This window comes from Kribbella sp. NPDC050459 (assembly GCF_040655315.1).
In the GTDB taxonomy this organism is placed as follows: domain Bacteria; phylum Actinomycetota; class Actinomycetes; order Propionibacteriales; family Kribbellaceae; genus Kribbella.
Window position 1 is genome coordinate 748,554 of record NZ_JBFAJQ010000003.1, and the last position, 16,080, is coordinate 764,633.

Below are 16,080 nucleotides of genomic sequence, written 5' to 3' on the forward strand. Positions count from 1 at the left end.
GGTCCACCCGGAAACGGTTGGTGGGTGCTCAAGGAGGTCGCGCGGGGCAGCGGATAGGATTTCCGGCATGTCTACGTTGCCTGGGAACGGTTCGGTGCGGCCTATCACCCGTTGGGGTGCGGACGTCATGCACCGGGTCAATCAGCCGGTCACCGACTTCGGTGACGAGCTGCAGACGCTGGTCGCCGACATGGTCGCGACGATGCGCGCCGCCGAGGGCGTCGGGCTCGCCGCGAACCAGGTCGGGGTGGACCTGCAGCTGTTCGTGTTCGACTGCCCGGACAAGGACGGCAAGCACCAGCAGGGCGTCGTGTGCAACCCGACGCTCGAGCTTCCGGAGGGCAAGGACCGCAACCTCGACGAGGGCGACGAGGGCTGCCTGTCGCTGCCGGGCGCGTTCACCAAGTGCGCCCGTCCCGACTTCGCCAGGGTCACCGGCGTCGACCAGCACAACCAGCCGGTCACGTACGAAGGCGACGGCCTGCTCGCCCGCTGTCTGCAGCACGAGACCGACCACACGCAGGGCACCGTCTTCGGCGACCGCCTGTCCCGCAAGTACCGCAAGCGCCTGTTCGCCGAAGCCGAGGAGTTCGCCCCGGAATACCCGTCGGACTGGCCCGTCTCCCCCATGGTCGACCACGACCACGAGGACACCCCCGCGACCTGAGCTACCAGCGAGCCTTCTCCAGGTCGATCGCGTCGACGCTCTCGGCCGCCGTCTGGCCGGTGGTGTCCAGCCACAGGCCCCGGCGCGGCGTCTCGTCGAGGTCGGTCTGGAGCGCCCGTACGGCGTCCTCCAGCGTGCCGCCCGGTTCCTGCCAGTCGCGGTACGAGTTGGCGCCGCCGCGGCCGATCTCGCGCTGCACGATCGACTCGACCGTCGGGACGAGCACGACGAGGTACTTCTCGACGTCGCGCAGCCGGGCGAACCAGCGCTCGACGTCCTCGCCGAAGATGATGTCGCTGCACACGAAGTCGAAGCCGTTGTCCGCGTAGTGCTGCGCCACCAGCGCGCTCGCGTCGTACCGCAGCCGGAGCTGGCGTAGCGCTTCGGCCGACGGCTCCGGCGTCATGACCTCGGCCCCGGCGACCACGCCGCGGTAGAACACATCGCCGTCGAGCGTCGCCGCCGGCGGCCCCATCCGCGCCGCCAGCAACGGGGCGATCGTCGACTTCCCGGCGGCCTGCATCCCGGTGATCAGCACTACTTTCGGCACGGGACTATGTCATCACCATGGTCAACTGCTTTTGAGAGCACGCGCGGAGTTCCAGAGCACACCGCGGTTCAGCCGGTCGGGGTAGCTCTCGAGTACGGCGTTGTAGAGGTCGAGCGCCGTGCTGGTCCCGGCCGCGGCGCGCGCGAAGGTGTTGAGGTACCGGCGGGTCTCGTCGATGTACCGCGGATCGTCGGACGCGTCGGCCTGGCGGTGCCCGGAGACAACGGCGACCGGGTCCAGGGCCTCGAGCTTGTCGAGCGCGGTCAGCCAGTGGTCGAGGCCGCCGGCAGCTGATTCCGCCAGGTAGAGGTGCACTTCGTCGTACACGGCGTCGCCCGCGACGACCAGCCCGATCGACGGGACGTACAACGCCGAACTACCGTCGGTGTCGGTGTGACCGAGATCCACCGCTGTCAGCTCCTCGCCTTCCAGCGTGAAGGCACCGTCCAAAGGCTCGGCGACGACCAGGCGCTCGGGCAGCTGGCCCGGGAACCGCACCCGCCAGAATCCGTCCAGCCACTGTGGGGTGAGCTGCTTGCGCATCCCCTCGACGACGGACGGCAGCGCGACGAGCCGGGCCTCCGGGAAGCGGTCGAGGACCGGCGCGGCGCCGAAGAAGTGGTCGCCGTGGCTGTGCGTCACGAAGATCGCGGTGAGGTTCTTCCCGGTGGCGGCGATCCAGCCGGCCAGGTCCTCGCCTTCGGCCTGTGTCATCAACGGGTCGACCAGGACGGCGTCGTGGTCGCCGGAGATCAGCGTGGCCGCGGTCGGCGACCACATCCGCTGCACCTCCCCCGGCGGCAGATCGTCGGAGACGGCCGGCTTGGACGGTGCGACGTACGTCGAGTACTTCAGGGTTGTCATACCGACAGCGTCGATCGGACTCCCGCCCCCGGGAAGGTCGCCTCTTCCTGGGTGCGCCGCACCCAGGCAGCTCAGCCCAGCCGGGCCAGTGCCTCCGCACTCCCGCTGCCCGGCTCCGCCGTACCGACGAGCAACTGCTGTCCCGGCGCGGCGCGGACGTCGAAGGTCTGGTAGGTGAGCTCGATCCGTCCGGCCTCCGGGTGGTGGAAGATCTTGTACGCGCGGCTGAATCCGCGCGCCGTCCGGTCCTCCCACAGGGCGCGGAACTCGGGCGATCGCGGGAGCAGGTCCGCCACCAGAGCCTTGATCTGCGGGTCGTCCGGATACGTCGCCGCGTTGAACCGCACGGCGTACACGGCCCGCCGTACGACCGTCTCCCAGTCGCCGAAGATCTCCCGCGCCTCGGGATGCTCGAACATCATCCGCAGCATGTTCGTCATCCCGAACGGGGCCAGCAGACCGTGCGCGACCGCGTTCGTCGCGAGGATGTCGTACGCCGGACCCAGCACGTAGGCCGCCGCGCGCGGGAAGTTGTCCAGCAACTGCAGCAGCGCCGGGTGAACCTGGTCCCGCGCGGCGCCGAGGGCCGGGGTCGGCGCCATCCCGGCGAGCCGGAACAGGTGGGCGCGCGCATCCGGGTCGAGCCGCAGCGCGTGGGCGATCCCGTTGAGCACCTGCGCGGACGGGTTGCGCTCACGTCCCTGCTCGAGCCGCGTGTAGTAGTCGGCGCTGACCACCGCCAGTACGGCGACCTCCTCGCGCCGCAACCCGGCGACGCGCCGATCCCCGCCGGCAGGCAGGCCGACGGCCGACGGCTCGACCCGGGCCCGCTCGGCACGGAGGAATGCCCCGAGCTCACCGACCGCCTTCATGGCGGTCAGCGTACGCGCTGCCTGAGGCTCCTCAGCAGCGAGTGGCGTAGAACGCCACTGCGGCAGAGGAGGCGACGTTGAGGGAGTCGACGCCGCCGGCCATCGGGATCCGGACCGTCAGGTCGGCCTGGCGCAGCACGTTCGGTTTGAGGCCGTGGCCCTCGGTGCCGAAGATCAGCGCGAGCTTGTCGTCCTTGCGGTCGGCGAGCTCGTCGAGCGTGATCGAGTCGTCGGTGAGCGCCATCGCCGCCGCGACGTACCCGTTGTCCTGCAGCTGCCGCAGGTCGCCCGGCCAGCTCTGCAGCCGGGTCCACGGGACCTGGAAGACGGTCCCCATCGACACCTTGATCGAGCGCCGGTACAGCGGGTCGGCGCAGGTCGGGGTCACCAGCACGAGGCCGACGCCGAGCGCCGCGGCGGCGCGGAACCCGGCGCCGACGTTGGTGTGGTCAACGATGTCGTCGAAGATCGCGATCCGGCGCACGTCGTCGGTCAGCAACTGGGTGAGCGGTACGGCGGCCCGCCGCTTGTACGACGCCAGCGCGCCGCGGTGCACGTGGAACCCGGTGACCTGCTCGGCCAGCTCCTCCGAGACGACGTACACCGGCTTGTCCGGCCACTGCCCGAGCACGTCCTGCAGCGAGTCCAGCCAGCGCGGCGCAAGCAGGAACGACCGCGGCTCGTACCCGGCGTCGGCCGCCCGCCGGATCACCTTGTCCCCCTCGGCGATGAACAACCCGTGCTCTTCCTCGAGCAACCGCCGCAGACTGACCTCCCGCAACCGGACATAGTCCGCCAGCCGCGCATCACCGGCATCCTCGACCGGGACGAGCGTCACGCCTGCCCCACCGTCCCGCCGGTCGCCGGCTCGGTCCGGCCCTGCGCCGCGACGTCGACCACGTTGCCGATGACAACGATTGCGGGGGCGCCGACGCCGTCGTCCGCCATCGTCTGGGCGATACCGGCCAGGTCGGACGTGACCATCCGCTGGCCCGGAAGAGTGCCGTCGGCAATCGCCGCCGCCGGCGTGTCAGCCGGCTTGCCTGCGGCGATCAGCCGTTCGGCGATGGCGGGCAGGTTCTCGACCGCCATCAGCAGGACGAGCGTCCCGTGCAGGTGGGCGAGCGCGTCCCAGTTCACCAGCGAGTCCGGGTGCGACGGCGGGATGTGCCCCGACACGACCGTGAACTCGTGCGTCACGCCGCGGTGCGTGACCGGGATCCCCGACACCGCCGGCACCGAGATCGAGCTCGTGATCCCCGGCACCACGGTCCATGGCACCCCGGCCGCCGCGCAGGCGAGCGCCTCCTCGAAGCCGCGCCCGAAGACGTACGGGTCCCCGCCCTTCAGCCGGACGACGACCTTGCCCTGCAGCCCGCGATCGACCAGGATCCGGTTGATCTCCTCCTGCTGCGCGGCCCGCCCGCGCGGCAACTTCGCCGCGTCGAACAGCTCGACGTCCGGGTGCAGCTCGTCCAGCAACTGCTGCGGCGCCAACCGGTCCGCGACCACCACGTCCGCTTCCGCCAGCAACCGCCGTCCGCGCACCGTGATCAGGTCCGGGTCGCCAGGCCCCCCGCCGACGAGGTACACCCCCGGCCGCCGGTCCACGTCCCGCGCCGCCAGCTCACCGACCCGCAGACCTTCGAGAATCGCGTCCCGTACGGCGGCCGACCGGCGGTGATCGCCGCCGCCCAGGACACCGATCGTCACGTTGTCGTGCTGCCCGGACGCGGGGGTCCACGCCGTCGCGCGGGACCGGTCGTCGGACCGCACGCAGAAGATCCGCCGCTCCTCCGCCTCCGCGGACACCTGGTCGTTGACCGAGGCGTCGTCGGTCGCGACCACGACATACCACGCCCCGTCCAGGTCCCCAGCGGCGTACCCGCGCTCGATCCAGGTCAGCGCGGGGTTGCCGAGCAGCCCCTCGATCGTCGGCGTGATCGACGGTGACACGAGGTCGATCCGCGCGCCCGCCTCGAGCAGCCGCGGCAGCCGTCGCTGAGCGACACCGCCACCGCCGACGACGACCACGCGCCGCCCTTCGAGGACGAGGCCGGACAGGTACTGGTTCGTCACGAAGTGATCCCCGCGTCCTCGAACGTGGCCATCTCGGCGAGCGCCCGCACGGCGCAGGTCAGGATCGGGTACGCGAGCACGGCGCCGGTCCCCTCGCCGAGCCGCAGGTCCAGGTCGACCAGCGGCTGCAGCCCGAGCTGCTTGAGCGCGACCGCGTGACCGGGCTCGGCCGACCGGTGTCCGGCGACGCAGTAGTCGATCACTGCCGGGTGGAACGCCTGGGCGACGAGCGCGGCCGCGCCCGCGATCACGCCGTCGAGGATGACCGGTGTGCGGTTCGCCGCCGCGCCGAGGATGTATCCGGCGAGGGCGGCGTGCTCCAGGCCGCCGTACGCCTGCAGCGCCTTGAGCGGCTCGGTCGACGGTACGGCGTGCAGCGCGAGCGCGTCCCGGACGACGGCCGTCTTGTGCGCGAGGGCCGCGTCGTCGATCCCTGTCCCGCGGCCGGTGACGGCGTCGGCGGTCGCGCCGGTGAAGGTCGCGATCAGCGCGGCGGACGCGGTGGTGTTGGCGATGCCCATGTCACCGGTCAGCAGGCAGCGGTACCCCTCCCGGACCAGCTGGTCGGCCAGATCGAAGCCGACGGCGATCGCCGCGCGCGCCTCGTCCTCGGTCAGCGCGTCCGTCTGCGCAAGGTCGCGGGTGCCGGGGCGGACCTTCGCGTGCACGATGTCGAGCTGCTCGACCGGCGTGGCGACGCCGACGTCGACGACGCGGACGTCGACGCCGTTGTTCTTGGCGAACGCGTTCACCGCGGCGCCGCCGCCGGCGAAGTTCGCCAGCATCGCGGCGGTCACTTCCTGTGGCCACGGGGAGACGTTCTGCGCATGGACGCCGTGGTCGGCGGCGAACACCGTGACGACGGCCGGGGCCGGCACGGCGTACGTAGCGGTCATGCCGGCGACCTTCACGGACAGGTCCTCGAGGACGCCGAGGGAGCCGGCCGGTTTGGTCAGCCGCGCGTGCCGCTCCGCGGCCGCGCGCATCGCCGCCTGATCAGCCGGAGCGATCCGCTCCAGGTACTCGTCCACCAGGTCCTCCATCCGTTCGGCGGGTGCGCCGGTCCCGATCTTCGCATCTCCGAGTGTGTGCCCCGGGACGGACCGGCAGGATGTGGACAGTAGTGTCGGAATCACCACACATCGCGAGCTGCCGGAGGGTTTACAGATGTCGCTTGATCGCCCCGTCGCACCGGACCCGTACAAACTCCTGCCGGAGGTCGGGTCGTTCACCGTCACCAGCACCGACGTCGCCGACGGCAAGCTGCTGTCCGACGACCAGGCGTTCGCAGGTGGGAACACGTCGCCGCAGCTCAGCTGGTCCGGGTTCCCGGCGGAGACCAAGGCGTTCGTGGTGTCCTGCTTCGACCCTGACGCCCCGATCGTGTCCGGCTTCTGGCACTGGACCCTGGTCAACCTCCCGGTCACCGTCACCGAACTGCCCACCGGCGCCGGCACCACCGAACGCCTCGACAACGGCGCCTTCCACGTCCGCAACGACTTCGGCACCAAGAACTTCGGCGGCGCGGCCCCGCCGCCCGGCGACCAGATCCACCGCTACTACTTCGTCGTCCACGCCATCGACGTAGAAGCCCTCGACGTAGACCCGGACGCCACCCCCGCCGTCGTCGCCTTCAACCTCGCCTTCCACACCCTCGCCCGAGCCACCCTCACCCCGACGTACCAGATCCCGGCGTAGCGCTCAGAGCGCCGCGACGTACACCCATTCGCCGGCTTCGCGGGTGAAGGTGCTGTTTTCCTGTTGGGTGCCGGGGTGGCCGTTTCTGGTGTAGTGGGCGCGGAACTGGACGGTGCCTTCGGTGTGGAAGGGGCTGCCGCCGGTTGCGTTCACGATCTCCAGGCCGGTCCACTTCTGGCCGGGGGTGAAGTCGATGCGGGCCGGGCGGGTGGTGAGGGACCAGGTCTTGCGCAGGTACGCCGCGTCGTGCATCACGAAGGCGGCGTACCTGGACCGCATCAGCTCCTCCGCGGTGCGCGCCGTCGCCTCGCCGCGATGGAGGCGGCCGCAGCAGGCGGCGTACGGCAGGTCTTGTCCGCAGGGGCAGGTGGGAACGGGCATGTGCCGATTGTTGCCGATCGGTCAACCGTCAGCGTGATTCACTGCGGGGATGGTGACCGACGCGGCACGCTGGCGACGGCAGGTGGTGCGGCCGCTCCTCGACTGGTACGCCGCTCTGGACGGCGTCGACGCGGTGATGCTGGGCGGGTCGACCGCCCGCGGTGACGCGGATCGCTGGTCGGACGTCGAGGTCGGGGTGTTCTGGGAACGCCCGCCCACGGCGGCCCAACGTCGAGCGGTACCGGCTGAGGTCCGGCTGCTCAACGTCGACGGGCCGCCTCCGTGGGACGACCAGGTGCACCTCGACGGCCTGATGCTCGAGGTCGCGCACACCCTGTCGGAGTCGGTCGACAACGCCTTGAACGACCTGCTGGCCGGCCGGCCCGACGGCGCGACCCTGCAGCTGGCGCAGGGCTTCGTCGACAGCACCGACGTGACCGGCCGCCGCCCCGAACTCGTGGCCCGGTGGCAGGAACGCGTGGCGACGTACCCGCGCGACCTCGCGATCTCCGTCGTACGACACGACGGCAACATCGAGAAGTTTTGGCGCCTGCAGATGCTGATCGAACGCGAGAACCCGCTGCTGATCTCCCGCGAGTTCGTCCGCATCACGGGCCAGTTCCTGACCGTGCTGCACGCCCTCAACGGCCGGTACTGCGGTCACATCCTCGCCTTCAAACGCCTCGACACCATGGAACGCGACCTCCCCCTGGCCCCACCGTCACTCGCCGCCCGCGTCCGCGCGGTCTTCACCTCGCCCGCCCCGACCGGCGCCCAGACCCTCCACGACCTCGTCGAGGAGACGTACGACCTCGTCGAACACCACCTCCCCGAGGTCGACGTCAACCGCCTCCGCGCCACGTTCCGCACCGCCCGCAAGCCCCTCGACTCAGCGGACTGAGAGCCGCAGATCCGGCAGCGGCAGGCCCTCCACCTCCGCACACAAGTCGCCGTACTGCGACCTGCTGAGCTCCTCCGTCAGCACCACGTCGACACGGCCGCCCTTCCGGCCCCACGCACCGACAATCCGCCCGTCCACGAGCAAACCGTTCGGGTGGAAGGAATCGGCGGCGCTTGTCAGCACCCGCAGACCGGGCGCGATGAACCTGCCGTCACGATCCCGGCCGAACAGTCTCAGCTCGGGCACCACCAGCAGCCGTACGCCGCGCGGCGCCTCGGCCGACCACACGCGGTCCGCGTCCGCCCGCAACACCCAGCCCGGTACGCCGTCGAAGTCGATCTCGAGCAGTTCGTCGGCCAGTTGGTCCCACACCGTCCGCGCGTCGGCCGGTGGCAGGCCGGACCACCACGCGAAGGCCTTCGCCGAGGTGGGGCCGAAGTACCGAACGTGCCGGCGGCACAGCTCCCGCCGTGCCTCGGCGACGTCGATCTCCGGTCGTGGGACCTCCCGGGCCCAGAGCGACGACGTGTCCCAGCGGACCGCGATCCGTCCGCTCGCACACGCCTCACGCAATCCTTCGATGCCGGCGCCGCGCCGCTCCTGCCCGCCTAACGTCCGGCACACCTGTTCGGCGAGTCGGTCGATCCGTCGCGAATCCAGCGGGAGTCGCCCGAGCGTGAAGACGCCGAAGTCCCGCGCGGGCAGCACATACACCGCCGCGCGCGGGCTGTACGTCTGGATCAGCGACGGGTGCTCCCAATCCGTCGGCACACATCCCGCCATCCGTGCGTACAGTCCGAGCAACGCGTCCCGCGGCGCGGTGTCCTGCAGGCCGACGTACGCCGCCTCCGCGTGGGACTCGGCCGGCAACCGATCGACGAGGTGATTGACGTGCAGCCGGTACGCGATGGCCTGCTCGCGCGTCACAATCCGCATAGCCCTGACCGTAGACACAAAACACGCCAGCTGATGACCTACTTCTCGGGAGCGCCATGCTGAAGACGGCCCGACTCGACCTGGTGGCGCTCGACGTCGAGCGTGACCTCGGCGCGTTGCACGCGATGTTCTCGGATCCAGCCTGGGCGCGCGGTGGGTACATGACGCCGACCGCGTCGATGGACGAATCGCGAGAGCGGCTCGCGGGAGAGTTCGGGGACAACGGCGGGTGGACGTGGGTACTGCGGGTGCGCCCGGCGGACGACGCGGCCGGCGTGATCGGGGTGTTCTCGGATCAGGGCAGCTCGATCCGGGGCATGAGCTGGTACCTGCGACGCGAGCGCTGGGGCGCGGGCCTGATGAGCGAGGCGGCGCGGGCCGTGGTCGACCATCTACTGCAGCGTCGATCATCGGCGTCGAGGCGTGGATCGACTCACGCAACGTACGGTCGATCGCCGTCGCGCGGCACGCGGGCCTGGACCTCGTCGGCCGGCTGCCGCGCACGTACTACGGCGAGATCGCGCAGTCGGTCGTGATGGCGCACGCCGCCGAGCCGACGGATCCGGTGACGTTCGGCATGTCACCGGTGCTGTTCGTGAACGACGTTCCTGGCACGGCTCGGCTTCTGTGCGAGCTGCTCGGATTGCACGTCCGGTTCGAGCTCGATGATTTCGTGCAGCTCGGATTCACCGAGTGGAACGGTCAGGGCGGCATGGAACTACGGCGTGCGAGCGGCGATGTCGCCCCCGCCACAGTGACCCTCGACGTCGGCGTGCTGGTCGATCCGATCCACGACGCCGCCCGGGCCGCGGGCCTTGTCGATTCCACGCCGCCCGAGGACACACCGTGGTACCGCCGCACCTTCACCCTCGTCCTGTCCGAGGGCCACCGGCTGACGATCTCGGGACCGGTTCGGCCCTAACGACAGGAGGTGTGGCTGGTTCGGCGCCCCGTGCCGCGCTGTTTGAGCGTGGCCGGTGGGTCTACTACAGGTATACGTCCTGTCGTTAGGGCCCCTCGTGGAGTGGGAAGGCGCGGATGATGACCGCGGTCGGGGATCCGGTGGTGGGTTCGGCGGTGGTGAAGTCGCGGAGGACGCGGTGCAGGCGGGCGCGGAGTTCGGCGAGTTCGCCGTCCGCCAGGGTGACGACCGCGCTGAACGCGAAGTCCTCGTCGTCGGAGGTCTTCGCGGCCAGCCAGCTCGCGTACGCGGTGTCCTCGAGCTCGCGGTTCAGCGCCGCCTGCTCGGTGCGCACCCGGCGCCACGGCTTCACCCGGCCCGCCGCGCCCGGCTCCGGCTCGATCACCCCGAGGGCCTCCAGCCGGCGCAGGTGGAACGAGCACGACCCGGTGCTCTCCCCCAGTTCGCGCGCGGCGATCGTCGAGGTCGTCGTACCGTCCCGGTCGATCAGCGCCAGCAGCGCCTCCCGCAGCGGATGCGCGCGGACGACGGCACGGCGGTTCGGCGTACTGGGCTCCATGGCGGCATCCTAGCCCTGGCTTTGCAAAGCTAGAACTTTGCAGAGTACGGTCTTTGCATGCCGACGTACATCCTGGGCCGCCCGAGCCGTCGCCTGCCCGAGCTGACCGACGAGGTACGGCGAGGCGCTCCGCTGCGTGTCACGGAGTACGGCGAAGAGATCCTGCATCGCCCGTGCCGGCCGGTGACCGAGTACGGCGCCGCGCGGTGGAGCGGGCTGATCGACGACATGTTCACGACGATGTGGATCGCCGAGGGATGCGGCCTCGCCGCGAACCAGGTCGACGTCGACGCGCAACTGTTCGTCTACGACCTCACCGACGAGTACGGCGACCGCCACGTCGGGCACGCGTTCAACCCGCGCATCGAAACCGCGACCGCCTTGGTCGGCACCCAGTCCGGCACCGAAGGCTGCCTCTCCGTCCCCGGCGCCAACGCCGCCCTCGACCGCCCGGCCCGCGCGACGCTGCACGCGCACGACGTCGAGGGCCGCCCGTTCACGATCGAGTCCTCCGGCTACTTCGCCCGCTGCCTGATCCACGAGACCCAGCACCTCGCCGGCACGGTCTACGTCGACCACCTCTCCCCCGGCCCGCGCACCCAAACCCTGGCCGACTCCGCCGCCAACCGCTCTGCAACCCTGGCCCAACGCTCCACCCGCCAAGCCCTGCTCGAGAAGTAGCTTGGTCGGGTGGAGGACCCGAAAAAGATTGTGCGGCGCGGGTACGACGTGCTGTCACACAGGTACGACGAGGTGACTGGCGCCGACTCGAAGTACGCCAGCTGGATCGAGGAGCTGCTCGCCCGACTCGCCCCAGGCAGCCGGGTGCTCGATCTTGGCTGCGGCAGCGGGGTTCCGATGGCCCGCGCGCTCAGCGCCGCCGGTCATCACGTCGTCGGCGTCGACATCAGCGAAGTGCAGATCAGCCGCGCCCGGCAACTCGTACCGGAGGCCGAGTTCGTCAACGCCGACGCGATGTCGCTCGAGTTCCCGCCCGCGTCGTTCGACGCCATCGTCTCGCTCTATGCGCTGATCCACCTGCCGCTCGACGAGCAGCCGCAACTCCTCGCACGGATCGGGACCTGGCTCCGCCCCGGCGGCTGCTTCGTCTGTACGACGGGCCACACGGCTTGGACCGGCACCGACGACAACTGGCTCGACGGCGGCGCGCCCATGTGGTGGAGCCACACCGACACCGAGACCTACCGCAAGTGGCTCACGGACGCGGGCCTCACCGTCGAGAGTGAGACCTTCGTCCCCGAAGGAGCCTCTGGGCACACCTTCTTCTGGGCGGCGCGGCGAGGGGCTCCGACCTAGCGGGGTGTGATCGGTGTGGTGGTTTCCTGGCGGAGGGCTTCGAGGACGTCGAGTTCGCGGTCTATCTCGCGGCGTTTGGACTGGAGTCGCCGGACCTCCTGAGCGAGCAGTTCCTCCAGCAGGCCGGCGCGCTCCTCGGGTGGGGCGTCCAGGCACGGGAGCAGTTCGCCGATGATGCCGCTGCTCAGGCCCGCCGCGTACAGGTGCTGGATCATCACGACCCGCTCGATCATCGAGGCGTCGAAGTCCCGCCAGCCACCCGGTGTACGGGTCGAGCGGATCAGGCCCTGCTCCTCGTAGTACCGCAGTGAGCGCGTGCTCACGCCGCCGGCCTCCGCGAGTTCTCCGATCCGCATGATCCCAGTGTTGCACCTGACACCAGTGTGAAGTTTCACCCTCGGGAGGACGCACCCTTTCCGGAAGGAACCTCATGCACTGGCTCTACCTCGCGATCGCCGTCGTGTTCGAGATCGCCGTCGCGATCGCCGCCGGCAAGGCGCAGGGCTTCACGCACCGCGGCTGGACCGCCGCGACGCTCGTCACCGGCGGGCTCGGCACCTACTTCCTCAGCCGCGCGCTGCTCACCTTCGACGTCGGCGTCGGGTACGCGCTGTGGACGTCCCTGGCCGGAGTAGGCATCACCCTGCTCGGCGCTCTGGTCTTCGGCCAGCGCCTCACCTGGCGCAAAGCCATCGGCATCGCACTCGTCATCGCCGGAGTGGCCGGCCTGCAACTCACCACCTGAAGGAGCACCCTCATGACTGAGGCAAAGAATTCATCCCGTACGGCGTGGCTCACGTTGCTGCTCGCCGGCGCGTTCGAGGTCGGCTACGCACTCTCGGTCGGAGGCAGCCATGGCTTCACCGTCTGGTCCTGGTCGGCCGTCGCGGTCGTCTTCTTCCTGCTCACCCTCTGGGCCCTCAGCCGAGCCCTCCGCACCATCGAGGTCAGCATCGGCTACGCCGTCTGGGCCGGCATCGGAGCCGCCGGCGCCGCCCTCCTCGGCCCGCTCTTCTTCGAAGAGTCCCTCACCCCGTCGAAGGCGATCTGGCTGACGGTCATCATCACCGGCGTCATCTGGCTGAAACTCGCCGATCGCCCAACCCGACCCAACTGATCCCCGCCGCGAAGGGGTGTCCGATTCGGGCCGCGGAGGTGGGCGGCGGGGAGCCTGGTGGACTCCCCGCCGGTCTGGGTCAGTCCTTGATGCCGGACTGGGTGACGCCCTGGATGAGGTAGCGCTGGAGGAAGGCGAAGATCAGCACCAGCGGAAGGATGGAAACCGCGACGGCCATGAACAGTTCGTGGATGTTGATGGTCTGGGCGGTGATGAAGGTCGACATCGCCACCTGGATGGTCCACGACGAGGAGTCCTGGCCGATCACCAGCGGCCACAGGAACGAGTTCCAGTTGCCGATGAACGTGATCGCCGCGATGGCCGCGAAGAACGGCAGTGAGTTCGGTACGACGATCCGCCAGAACACCCCGAAGTACCCGGCGCCGTCGACCCGGGCCGCTTCCTCGAGCTCGCGCGGAAATCCGAGGAAATACTGCCGGAAAAGGAACGCCGCGAACCCGCTGAACAGTGTCGGGATGATCAGGCCGCGCAGCGACGAGACCCACCCGAGCGAGGACACCACGATGAAGGACGGGATGAAGGTCACCGCGCCCGGGATCATCAGCGTGGCGACGATCGCATAGAAGACCTTGTCCGCGTGCCGGTACGGGATCCGCGCCAGCCCGTAGCCGGCCATCGAGGCCAGCAGCAACTGTCCGCCGGTGCCGAGGATCGCGACGACGGCGGAGTTGTACAGCGCCCGCGCCATCGGCACCGTGGTGTCGTTGAACAGCTCGCTGATGTTGCTCCACTGCAGGTGCGAGGGGAACAACGTCCAGTCGGGCGCGGTGATGTCCTGTTCGGTGGACAGCGCGTTGCGGAGGATCAGGTAGAACGGGATCAGGAACAGCACGACCGCGACGAACAGCGCGATCCAGCGCAGCACCATCCCGACGACGCCCATCGTGCTCCGGCTGAAGCCGATCGGCTGCGGGGTTCCCGTCGTACGCTCGGAGACAGCCATCAGTCGCCCGCCTTTCCGAGGCCGAAGATCCGGTTCTGCAGCAGCGTCACGAGCATGATGATCACCGCCAGGATCAACGCGCCGGCCGATCCGTGCCCGAGGTCCTGGATCGACCCGAGCGAGATGCCGTACAAGTAGACCAGCGGCGGCCGCGCGTAGTTCACGTTGCCGACCAGGTTGTAGAACTCGTCGAACGCCTGGTACGCCGCGATCAGGTTCAGGATCAGGACGGCGACCGACGTCGCCCGCAGCTGCGGCAGCGTGATGTAGCGGAACACCTGCCACCCGGGCTTCGCCCCGTCGACGTACGCCGCCTCGTACAGCGTCGGTGAGATCCGCTGCAGGCCGGCGATGAACAGGATCATGTAGAACCCGAGCTGCAGCCACAGCCGCACCGTCACCAGCGGGATCCAGTACCAGGGCGGGTCGACCGTCGACAGCCAGGCGATGTTGTCGATGCCGAACCAGCCGAGCACCGTGTTCGCGAGCCCGAACCGGACGCCGTTGAAGATCGACAGCTTCCAGATCAGCGACGCGACGACGTACGAGCACGCGGTCGGCAGGAAGAACACCGACCGGAAGAACGCCCGCGCGATCTTCACCTGGTTGACCAGCAACGCCAGCGCCAGCGAGAGCGCGAACGTCAGCGGCACGATGAACACGGCGAAGATCGTGAACGTGCCCAGGCTGGACAGGAAGTTGTGGTCGGTCAGCATGTCGACGTAGTTGCGCAGCCCGACGAACTTCGACGGGGTCGCGGTGTTGTACGCCTCGAAGAAGCTGAGGACCAGGCTCCACAGGATGGGCAGGTACGAGAAGATCAGCAGCCCGATCACGAACGGGCCGACGAACACCCAGAACCACAGGGTGTTCCCGGCGATGCCCTTGTGTCGGCGCTTCCGCGTCTCCCGCTGCTCACCAGTGACAGCGGGATCCGCGGACGTCTTGGCCGGAGCGCTCATCCGAACAACCGCTGGAGCTCGGCGTTGACGGTCTTCTCGGCTTTGGCGATCTCGGCAGCTGGGTCGGCTCCCTTCTTGATCACGTTGGTGAGCATGTCGGTGAACGCCGTACCCATCTTCGGAGTCCAGGCCGGGTTGTCGGTGTGCCCGTAGTCCTGGTTGAGCTTGACCGTGTCGGCCGCGACGCCGCTCTGCAGCTTGGACGCCTTGGCGGCCAGGCTCTTGCGCGGCGGGATGTGGAAGCCGTAGTTGAGCGACCAGTCCTCCTGGTACTCCGACTTGTCGAGCCACAGCCACTTGACGAACTTCTTCGCGGCGTCGACGTTGGCGCTCTTGGCGGACACGAACTGGGTCCAGCCGCCGGAGTACACAGCCGGCTTGCCCTCGGCGTCCAGCTTCGGGAACGGGATCACGCCCAGGTCGTCGCCGAGCGCCTTCTGCATACCCGGCACGGCCCACATGCCGATCCACTGCATGGCCACCAGGCCCTGGTTGATCGCGGTCGGGTCCCACCAGTCGGTGGGCGCGCCGAGCAGGACACTCTTGCTCGCGTAGAGCTCGTGCAGCTTACCGAACGCCGTCGCGGCGCGGGGGTCGGTGAAGCCGGGCTTGTTGTCCTCGGTCAGGTAGCTGCCGCCGGACGACCACAGCGCCGGGCCGCCCATCGCGTTGCCGCCGTCGTTGCCGACGAAGATGCCCTTGACCTTGTTCGTGGTCAGTTCCTTGGCCGCGGCGATCAGGTCGTCGACGGTCTCCGGCGGCTTGATTCCGGCCTTGTCCAGCATCGACTTGCGGTAGTAGATGACCTGCGGGTCGATGATCATCCGGATGCCGTAGATCTTGCCGTCGATGGTGTTCGTGGCCAGGTCGCCGGGCAGGAAGTCGTCCTTGACGTCGGCCATGATGTCGTCGAGCGCGACGACCTGGTTGCTCTTCACCATGCCGATGTTGAACTGGCTCTCGAACACGTCCGGGCCCTTGCTGGACAGCAGCCCGGAGGACAGCTTGGCGGCGTAGTCGCCCGGCGTCCACTGCACGGCGACGTTCGCGTCGGTGTAGGCCTTGGCGTACTTGAGCGCCGCCTGCTGAGTCCCGGTCTCGCCGTACTGGTGGTACCACTGCGACAGGTTCACCTTGGCGCCGCCGTCTCCGCCGCCGGAGGAGGACGGCCGGCCGGTGTTTCCGCCACAGGCCGCGGTCAGTGCGGCGAGGGCGGCCAGGCCACCGGTCCGCTTGAGCAGATCCCGCCGGGTCAGACCGGCGTTCGGAACATGAGCAGGCATGAATTCCA

Annotated in this window: 22 protein-coding genes; 9 read left to right on the plus strand and 13 right to left on the minus strand. The window is 69.5% G+C overall.

The window, feature by feature from the left end; all coding sequences use genetic code 11:
* The first annotated feature begins 67 nt into the window (after positions 1-67).
* On the plus strand, positions 68-667 hold the full coding sequence (gene def / locus AB0I12_RS14765) for a peptide deformylase (RefSeq protein WP_359929292.1): 600 nt from the start codon (positions 68-70) through the stop codon (positions 665-667).
* A gap of 1 nt (position 668) precedes the next feature.
* Here def (AB0I12_RS14765) and AB0I12_RS14770 read toward each other — a convergent pair whose 3' ends face one another.
* The 6 genes from AB0I12_RS14770 to cobT all read right to left on the minus strand — a co-directional run bounded on the left by AB0I12_RS14770 (position 669) and on the right by cobT (position 6,063).
* The gene (locus AB0I12_RS14770) at positions 669-1,217 is read right to left on the minus strand and encodes an adenylyl-sulfate kinase (protein ID WP_359929294.1); all 549 of its coding nucleotides are present in this window, start codon (positions 1,215-1,217) and stop codon (positions 669-671) included.
* Positions 1,218-1,238: 21 nt separating this feature from the next.
* Positions 1,239-2,081 carry an MBL fold metallo-hydrolase gene (locus AB0I12_RS14775; protein WP_359929296.1) on the minus strand — a complete coding sequence of 281 codons (843 nt, stop codon included), beginning with the start codon at positions 2,079-2,081 and terminating at the stop codon, positions 1,239-1,241.
* A gap of 71 nt (positions 2,082-2,152) precedes the next feature.
* Entirely contained in the window at positions 2,153-2,953 is an 801-nt protein-coding gene (locus AB0I12_RS14780; protein ID WP_359929298.1) for a helix-turn-helix transcriptional regulator, read from the minus strand.
* A 31-nt stretch (positions 2,954-2,984) separates the two neighbouring features.
* Complete coding sequence (locus AB0I12_RS14785) at positions 2,985-3,791, minus strand: RNA methyltransferase (RefSeq protein WP_359929300.1); 807 nt, start codon at positions 3,789-3,791, stop codon at positions 2,985-2,987.
* Positions 3,788-5,032, minus strand: a complete 1,245-nt coding sequence (cobA, locus tag AB0I12_RS14790) for a uroporphyrinogen-III C-methyltransferase (RefSeq protein WP_359929302.1) — start codon at positions 5,030-5,032, stop codon at positions 3,788-3,790. The genes AB0I12_RS14785 and cobA overlap by 4 nt, the downstream gene beginning before the upstream one ends.
* Complete coding sequence (cobT, locus tag AB0I12_RS14795; protein WP_359929304.1) at positions 5,029-6,063, minus strand: nicotinate-nucleotide--dimethylbenzimidazole phosphoribosyltransferase; 1,035 nt, start codon at positions 6,061-6,063, stop codon at positions 5,029-5,031. Before cobT ends, cobA begins: the two co-directional genes overlap by 4 nt.
* Positions 6,064-6,199: 136 nt before the next feature.
* Here cobT and AB0I12_RS14800 point away from each other — a divergent pair, with 136 nt between their 5' ends.
* A complete protein-coding gene (locus tag AB0I12_RS14800; protein ID WP_359929306.1) occupies positions 6,200-6,730 on the plus strand; it encodes a YbhB/YbcL family Raf kinase inhibitor-like protein in 531 nt (176 codons plus the stop codon).
* 3 nt (positions 6,731-6,733) lie between these two features.
* On the opposite strand, the gene AB0I12_RS14805 is transcribed toward AB0I12_RS14800, so the two are convergent.
* Positions 6,734-7,111, minus strand: coding sequence for a YchJ family metal-binding protein (locus tag AB0I12_RS14805; RefSeq protein ID WP_355690643.1), 378 nt, complete (start codon positions 7,109-7,111; stop codon positions 6,734-6,736).
* Between the two features lie 49 nt (positions 7,112-7,160).
* On the opposite strand from AB0I12_RS14805, the gene AB0I12_RS14810 reads away from it, so the two are divergent.
* The gene (locus AB0I12_RS14810) at positions 7,161-8,012 is read left to right on the plus strand and encodes a nucleotidyltransferase domain-containing protein (protein ID WP_359929308.1); all 852 of its coding nucleotides are present in this window, start codon (positions 7,161-7,163) and stop codon (positions 8,010-8,012) included.
* Here AB0I12_RS14810 and AB0I12_RS14815 read toward each other — a convergent pair.
* Positions 8,001-8,948: a crosslink repair DNA glycosylase YcaQ family protein gene (locus AB0I12_RS14815; RefSeq protein ID WP_359929310.1), complete on the minus strand. Its 948-nt coding sequence runs from the start codon at positions 8,946-8,948 to the stop codon at positions 8,001-8,003. The genes AB0I12_RS14810 and AB0I12_RS14815 overlap by 12 nt on opposite strands.
* A 56-nt stretch (positions 8,949-9,004) precedes the next feature.
* On the opposite strand from AB0I12_RS14815, the gene AB0I12_RS14820 reads away from it, so the two are divergent.
* Positions 9,005-9,484: a GNAT family N-acetyltransferase gene (locus AB0I12_RS14820; protein WP_359929312.1), complete on the plus strand. Its 480-nt coding sequence runs from the start codon at positions 9,005-9,007 to the stop codon at positions 9,482-9,484.
* Positions 9,481-9,870, plus strand: coding sequence for a hypothetical protein (locus AB0I12_RS14825; RefSeq protein WP_359929314.1), 390 nt, complete (start codon positions 9,481-9,483; stop codon positions 9,868-9,870). Before AB0I12_RS14820 ends, AB0I12_RS14825 begins: the two co-directional genes overlap by 4 nt.
* An 85-nt stretch (positions 9,871-9,955) precedes the next feature.
* Here AB0I12_RS14825 and AB0I12_RS14830 read toward each other — a convergent pair whose 3' ends face one another.
* A complete protein-coding gene (locus tag AB0I12_RS14830) occupies positions 9,956-10,429 on the minus strand; it encodes a winged helix-turn-helix domain-containing protein (RefSeq protein WP_359929316.1) in 474 nt (157 codons plus the stop codon).
* 57 nt (positions 10,430-10,486) lie between these two features.
* Here AB0I12_RS14830 and def (AB0I12_RS14835) point away from each other — a divergent pair, with 57 nt between their 5' ends.
* Both def (AB0I12_RS14835) and AB0I12_RS14840 read left to right on the plus strand, forming a co-directional pair.
* Positions 10,487-11,110: a peptide deformylase gene (gene def / locus AB0I12_RS14835; RefSeq protein ID WP_359929318.1), complete on the plus strand. Its 624-nt coding sequence runs from the start codon at positions 10,487-10,489 to the stop codon at positions 11,108-11,110.
* 9 nt (positions 11,111-11,119) lie between these two features.
* On the plus strand, positions 11,120-11,746 hold the full coding sequence (locus AB0I12_RS14840) for a class I SAM-dependent methyltransferase (protein WP_359929320.1): 627 nt from the start codon (positions 11,120-11,122) through the stop codon (positions 11,744-11,746).
* Here AB0I12_RS14840 and AB0I12_RS14845 read toward each other — a convergent pair.
* Positions 11,743-12,102 (minus strand): MerR family transcriptional regulator, encoded by a 360-nt coding sequence (locus tag AB0I12_RS14845; protein WP_359929322.1) that lies wholly within the window; start codon positions 12,100-12,102, stop codon positions 11,743-11,745. The two genes, AB0I12_RS14840 and AB0I12_RS14845, sit on opposite strands and share 4 nt — an antisense overlap.
* A gap of 74 nt (positions 12,103-12,176) precedes the next feature.
* Between AB0I12_RS14845 and AB0I12_RS14850 the strand changes: the two genes are divergently transcribed.
* Both AB0I12_RS14850 and AB0I12_RS14855 read left to right on the plus strand, forming a co-directional pair.
* Positions 12,177-12,491: a multidrug efflux SMR transporter gene (locus AB0I12_RS14850; RefSeq protein WP_359929324.1), complete on the plus strand. Its 315-nt coding sequence runs from the start codon at positions 12,177-12,179 to the stop codon at positions 12,489-12,491.
* Positions 12,492-12,503: 12 nt separating this feature from the next.
* Positions 12,504-12,863 carry a multidrug efflux SMR transporter gene (locus tag AB0I12_RS14855; protein WP_359929326.1) on the plus strand — a complete coding sequence of 120 codons (360 nt, stop codon included), beginning with the start codon at positions 12,504-12,506 and terminating at the stop codon, positions 12,861-12,863.
* Positions 12,864-12,942: 79 nt separating this feature from the next.
* Here AB0I12_RS14855 and AB0I12_RS14860 read toward each other — a convergent pair whose 3' ends face one another.
* From AB0I12_RS14860 to AB0I12_RS14870, 3 genes are read right to left on the minus strand one after another with little or no spacing between them, the layout of a single operon-like run.
* Positions 12,943-13,827, minus strand: a complete 885-nt coding sequence (locus AB0I12_RS14860) for a carbohydrate ABC transporter permease (protein WP_359929328.1) — start codon at positions 13,825-13,827, stop codon at positions 12,943-12,945.
* The gene (locus AB0I12_RS14865) at positions 13,827-14,789 is read right to left on the minus strand and encodes a sugar ABC transporter permease (RefSeq protein WP_359929330.1); all 963 of its coding nucleotides are present in this window, start codon (positions 14,787-14,789) and stop codon (positions 13,827-13,829) included. The genes AB0I12_RS14860 and AB0I12_RS14865 overlap by 1 nt, the downstream gene beginning before the upstream one ends.
* Positions 14,786-16,072: a sugar ABC transporter substrate-binding protein gene (locus AB0I12_RS14870; RefSeq protein ID WP_359929332.1), complete on the minus strand. Its 1,287-nt coding sequence runs from the start codon at positions 16,070-16,072 to the stop codon at positions 14,786-14,788. Before AB0I12_RS14870 ends, AB0I12_RS14865 begins: the two co-directional genes overlap by 4 nt.
* Positions 16,073-16,080 lie beyond the last annotated feature (8 nt).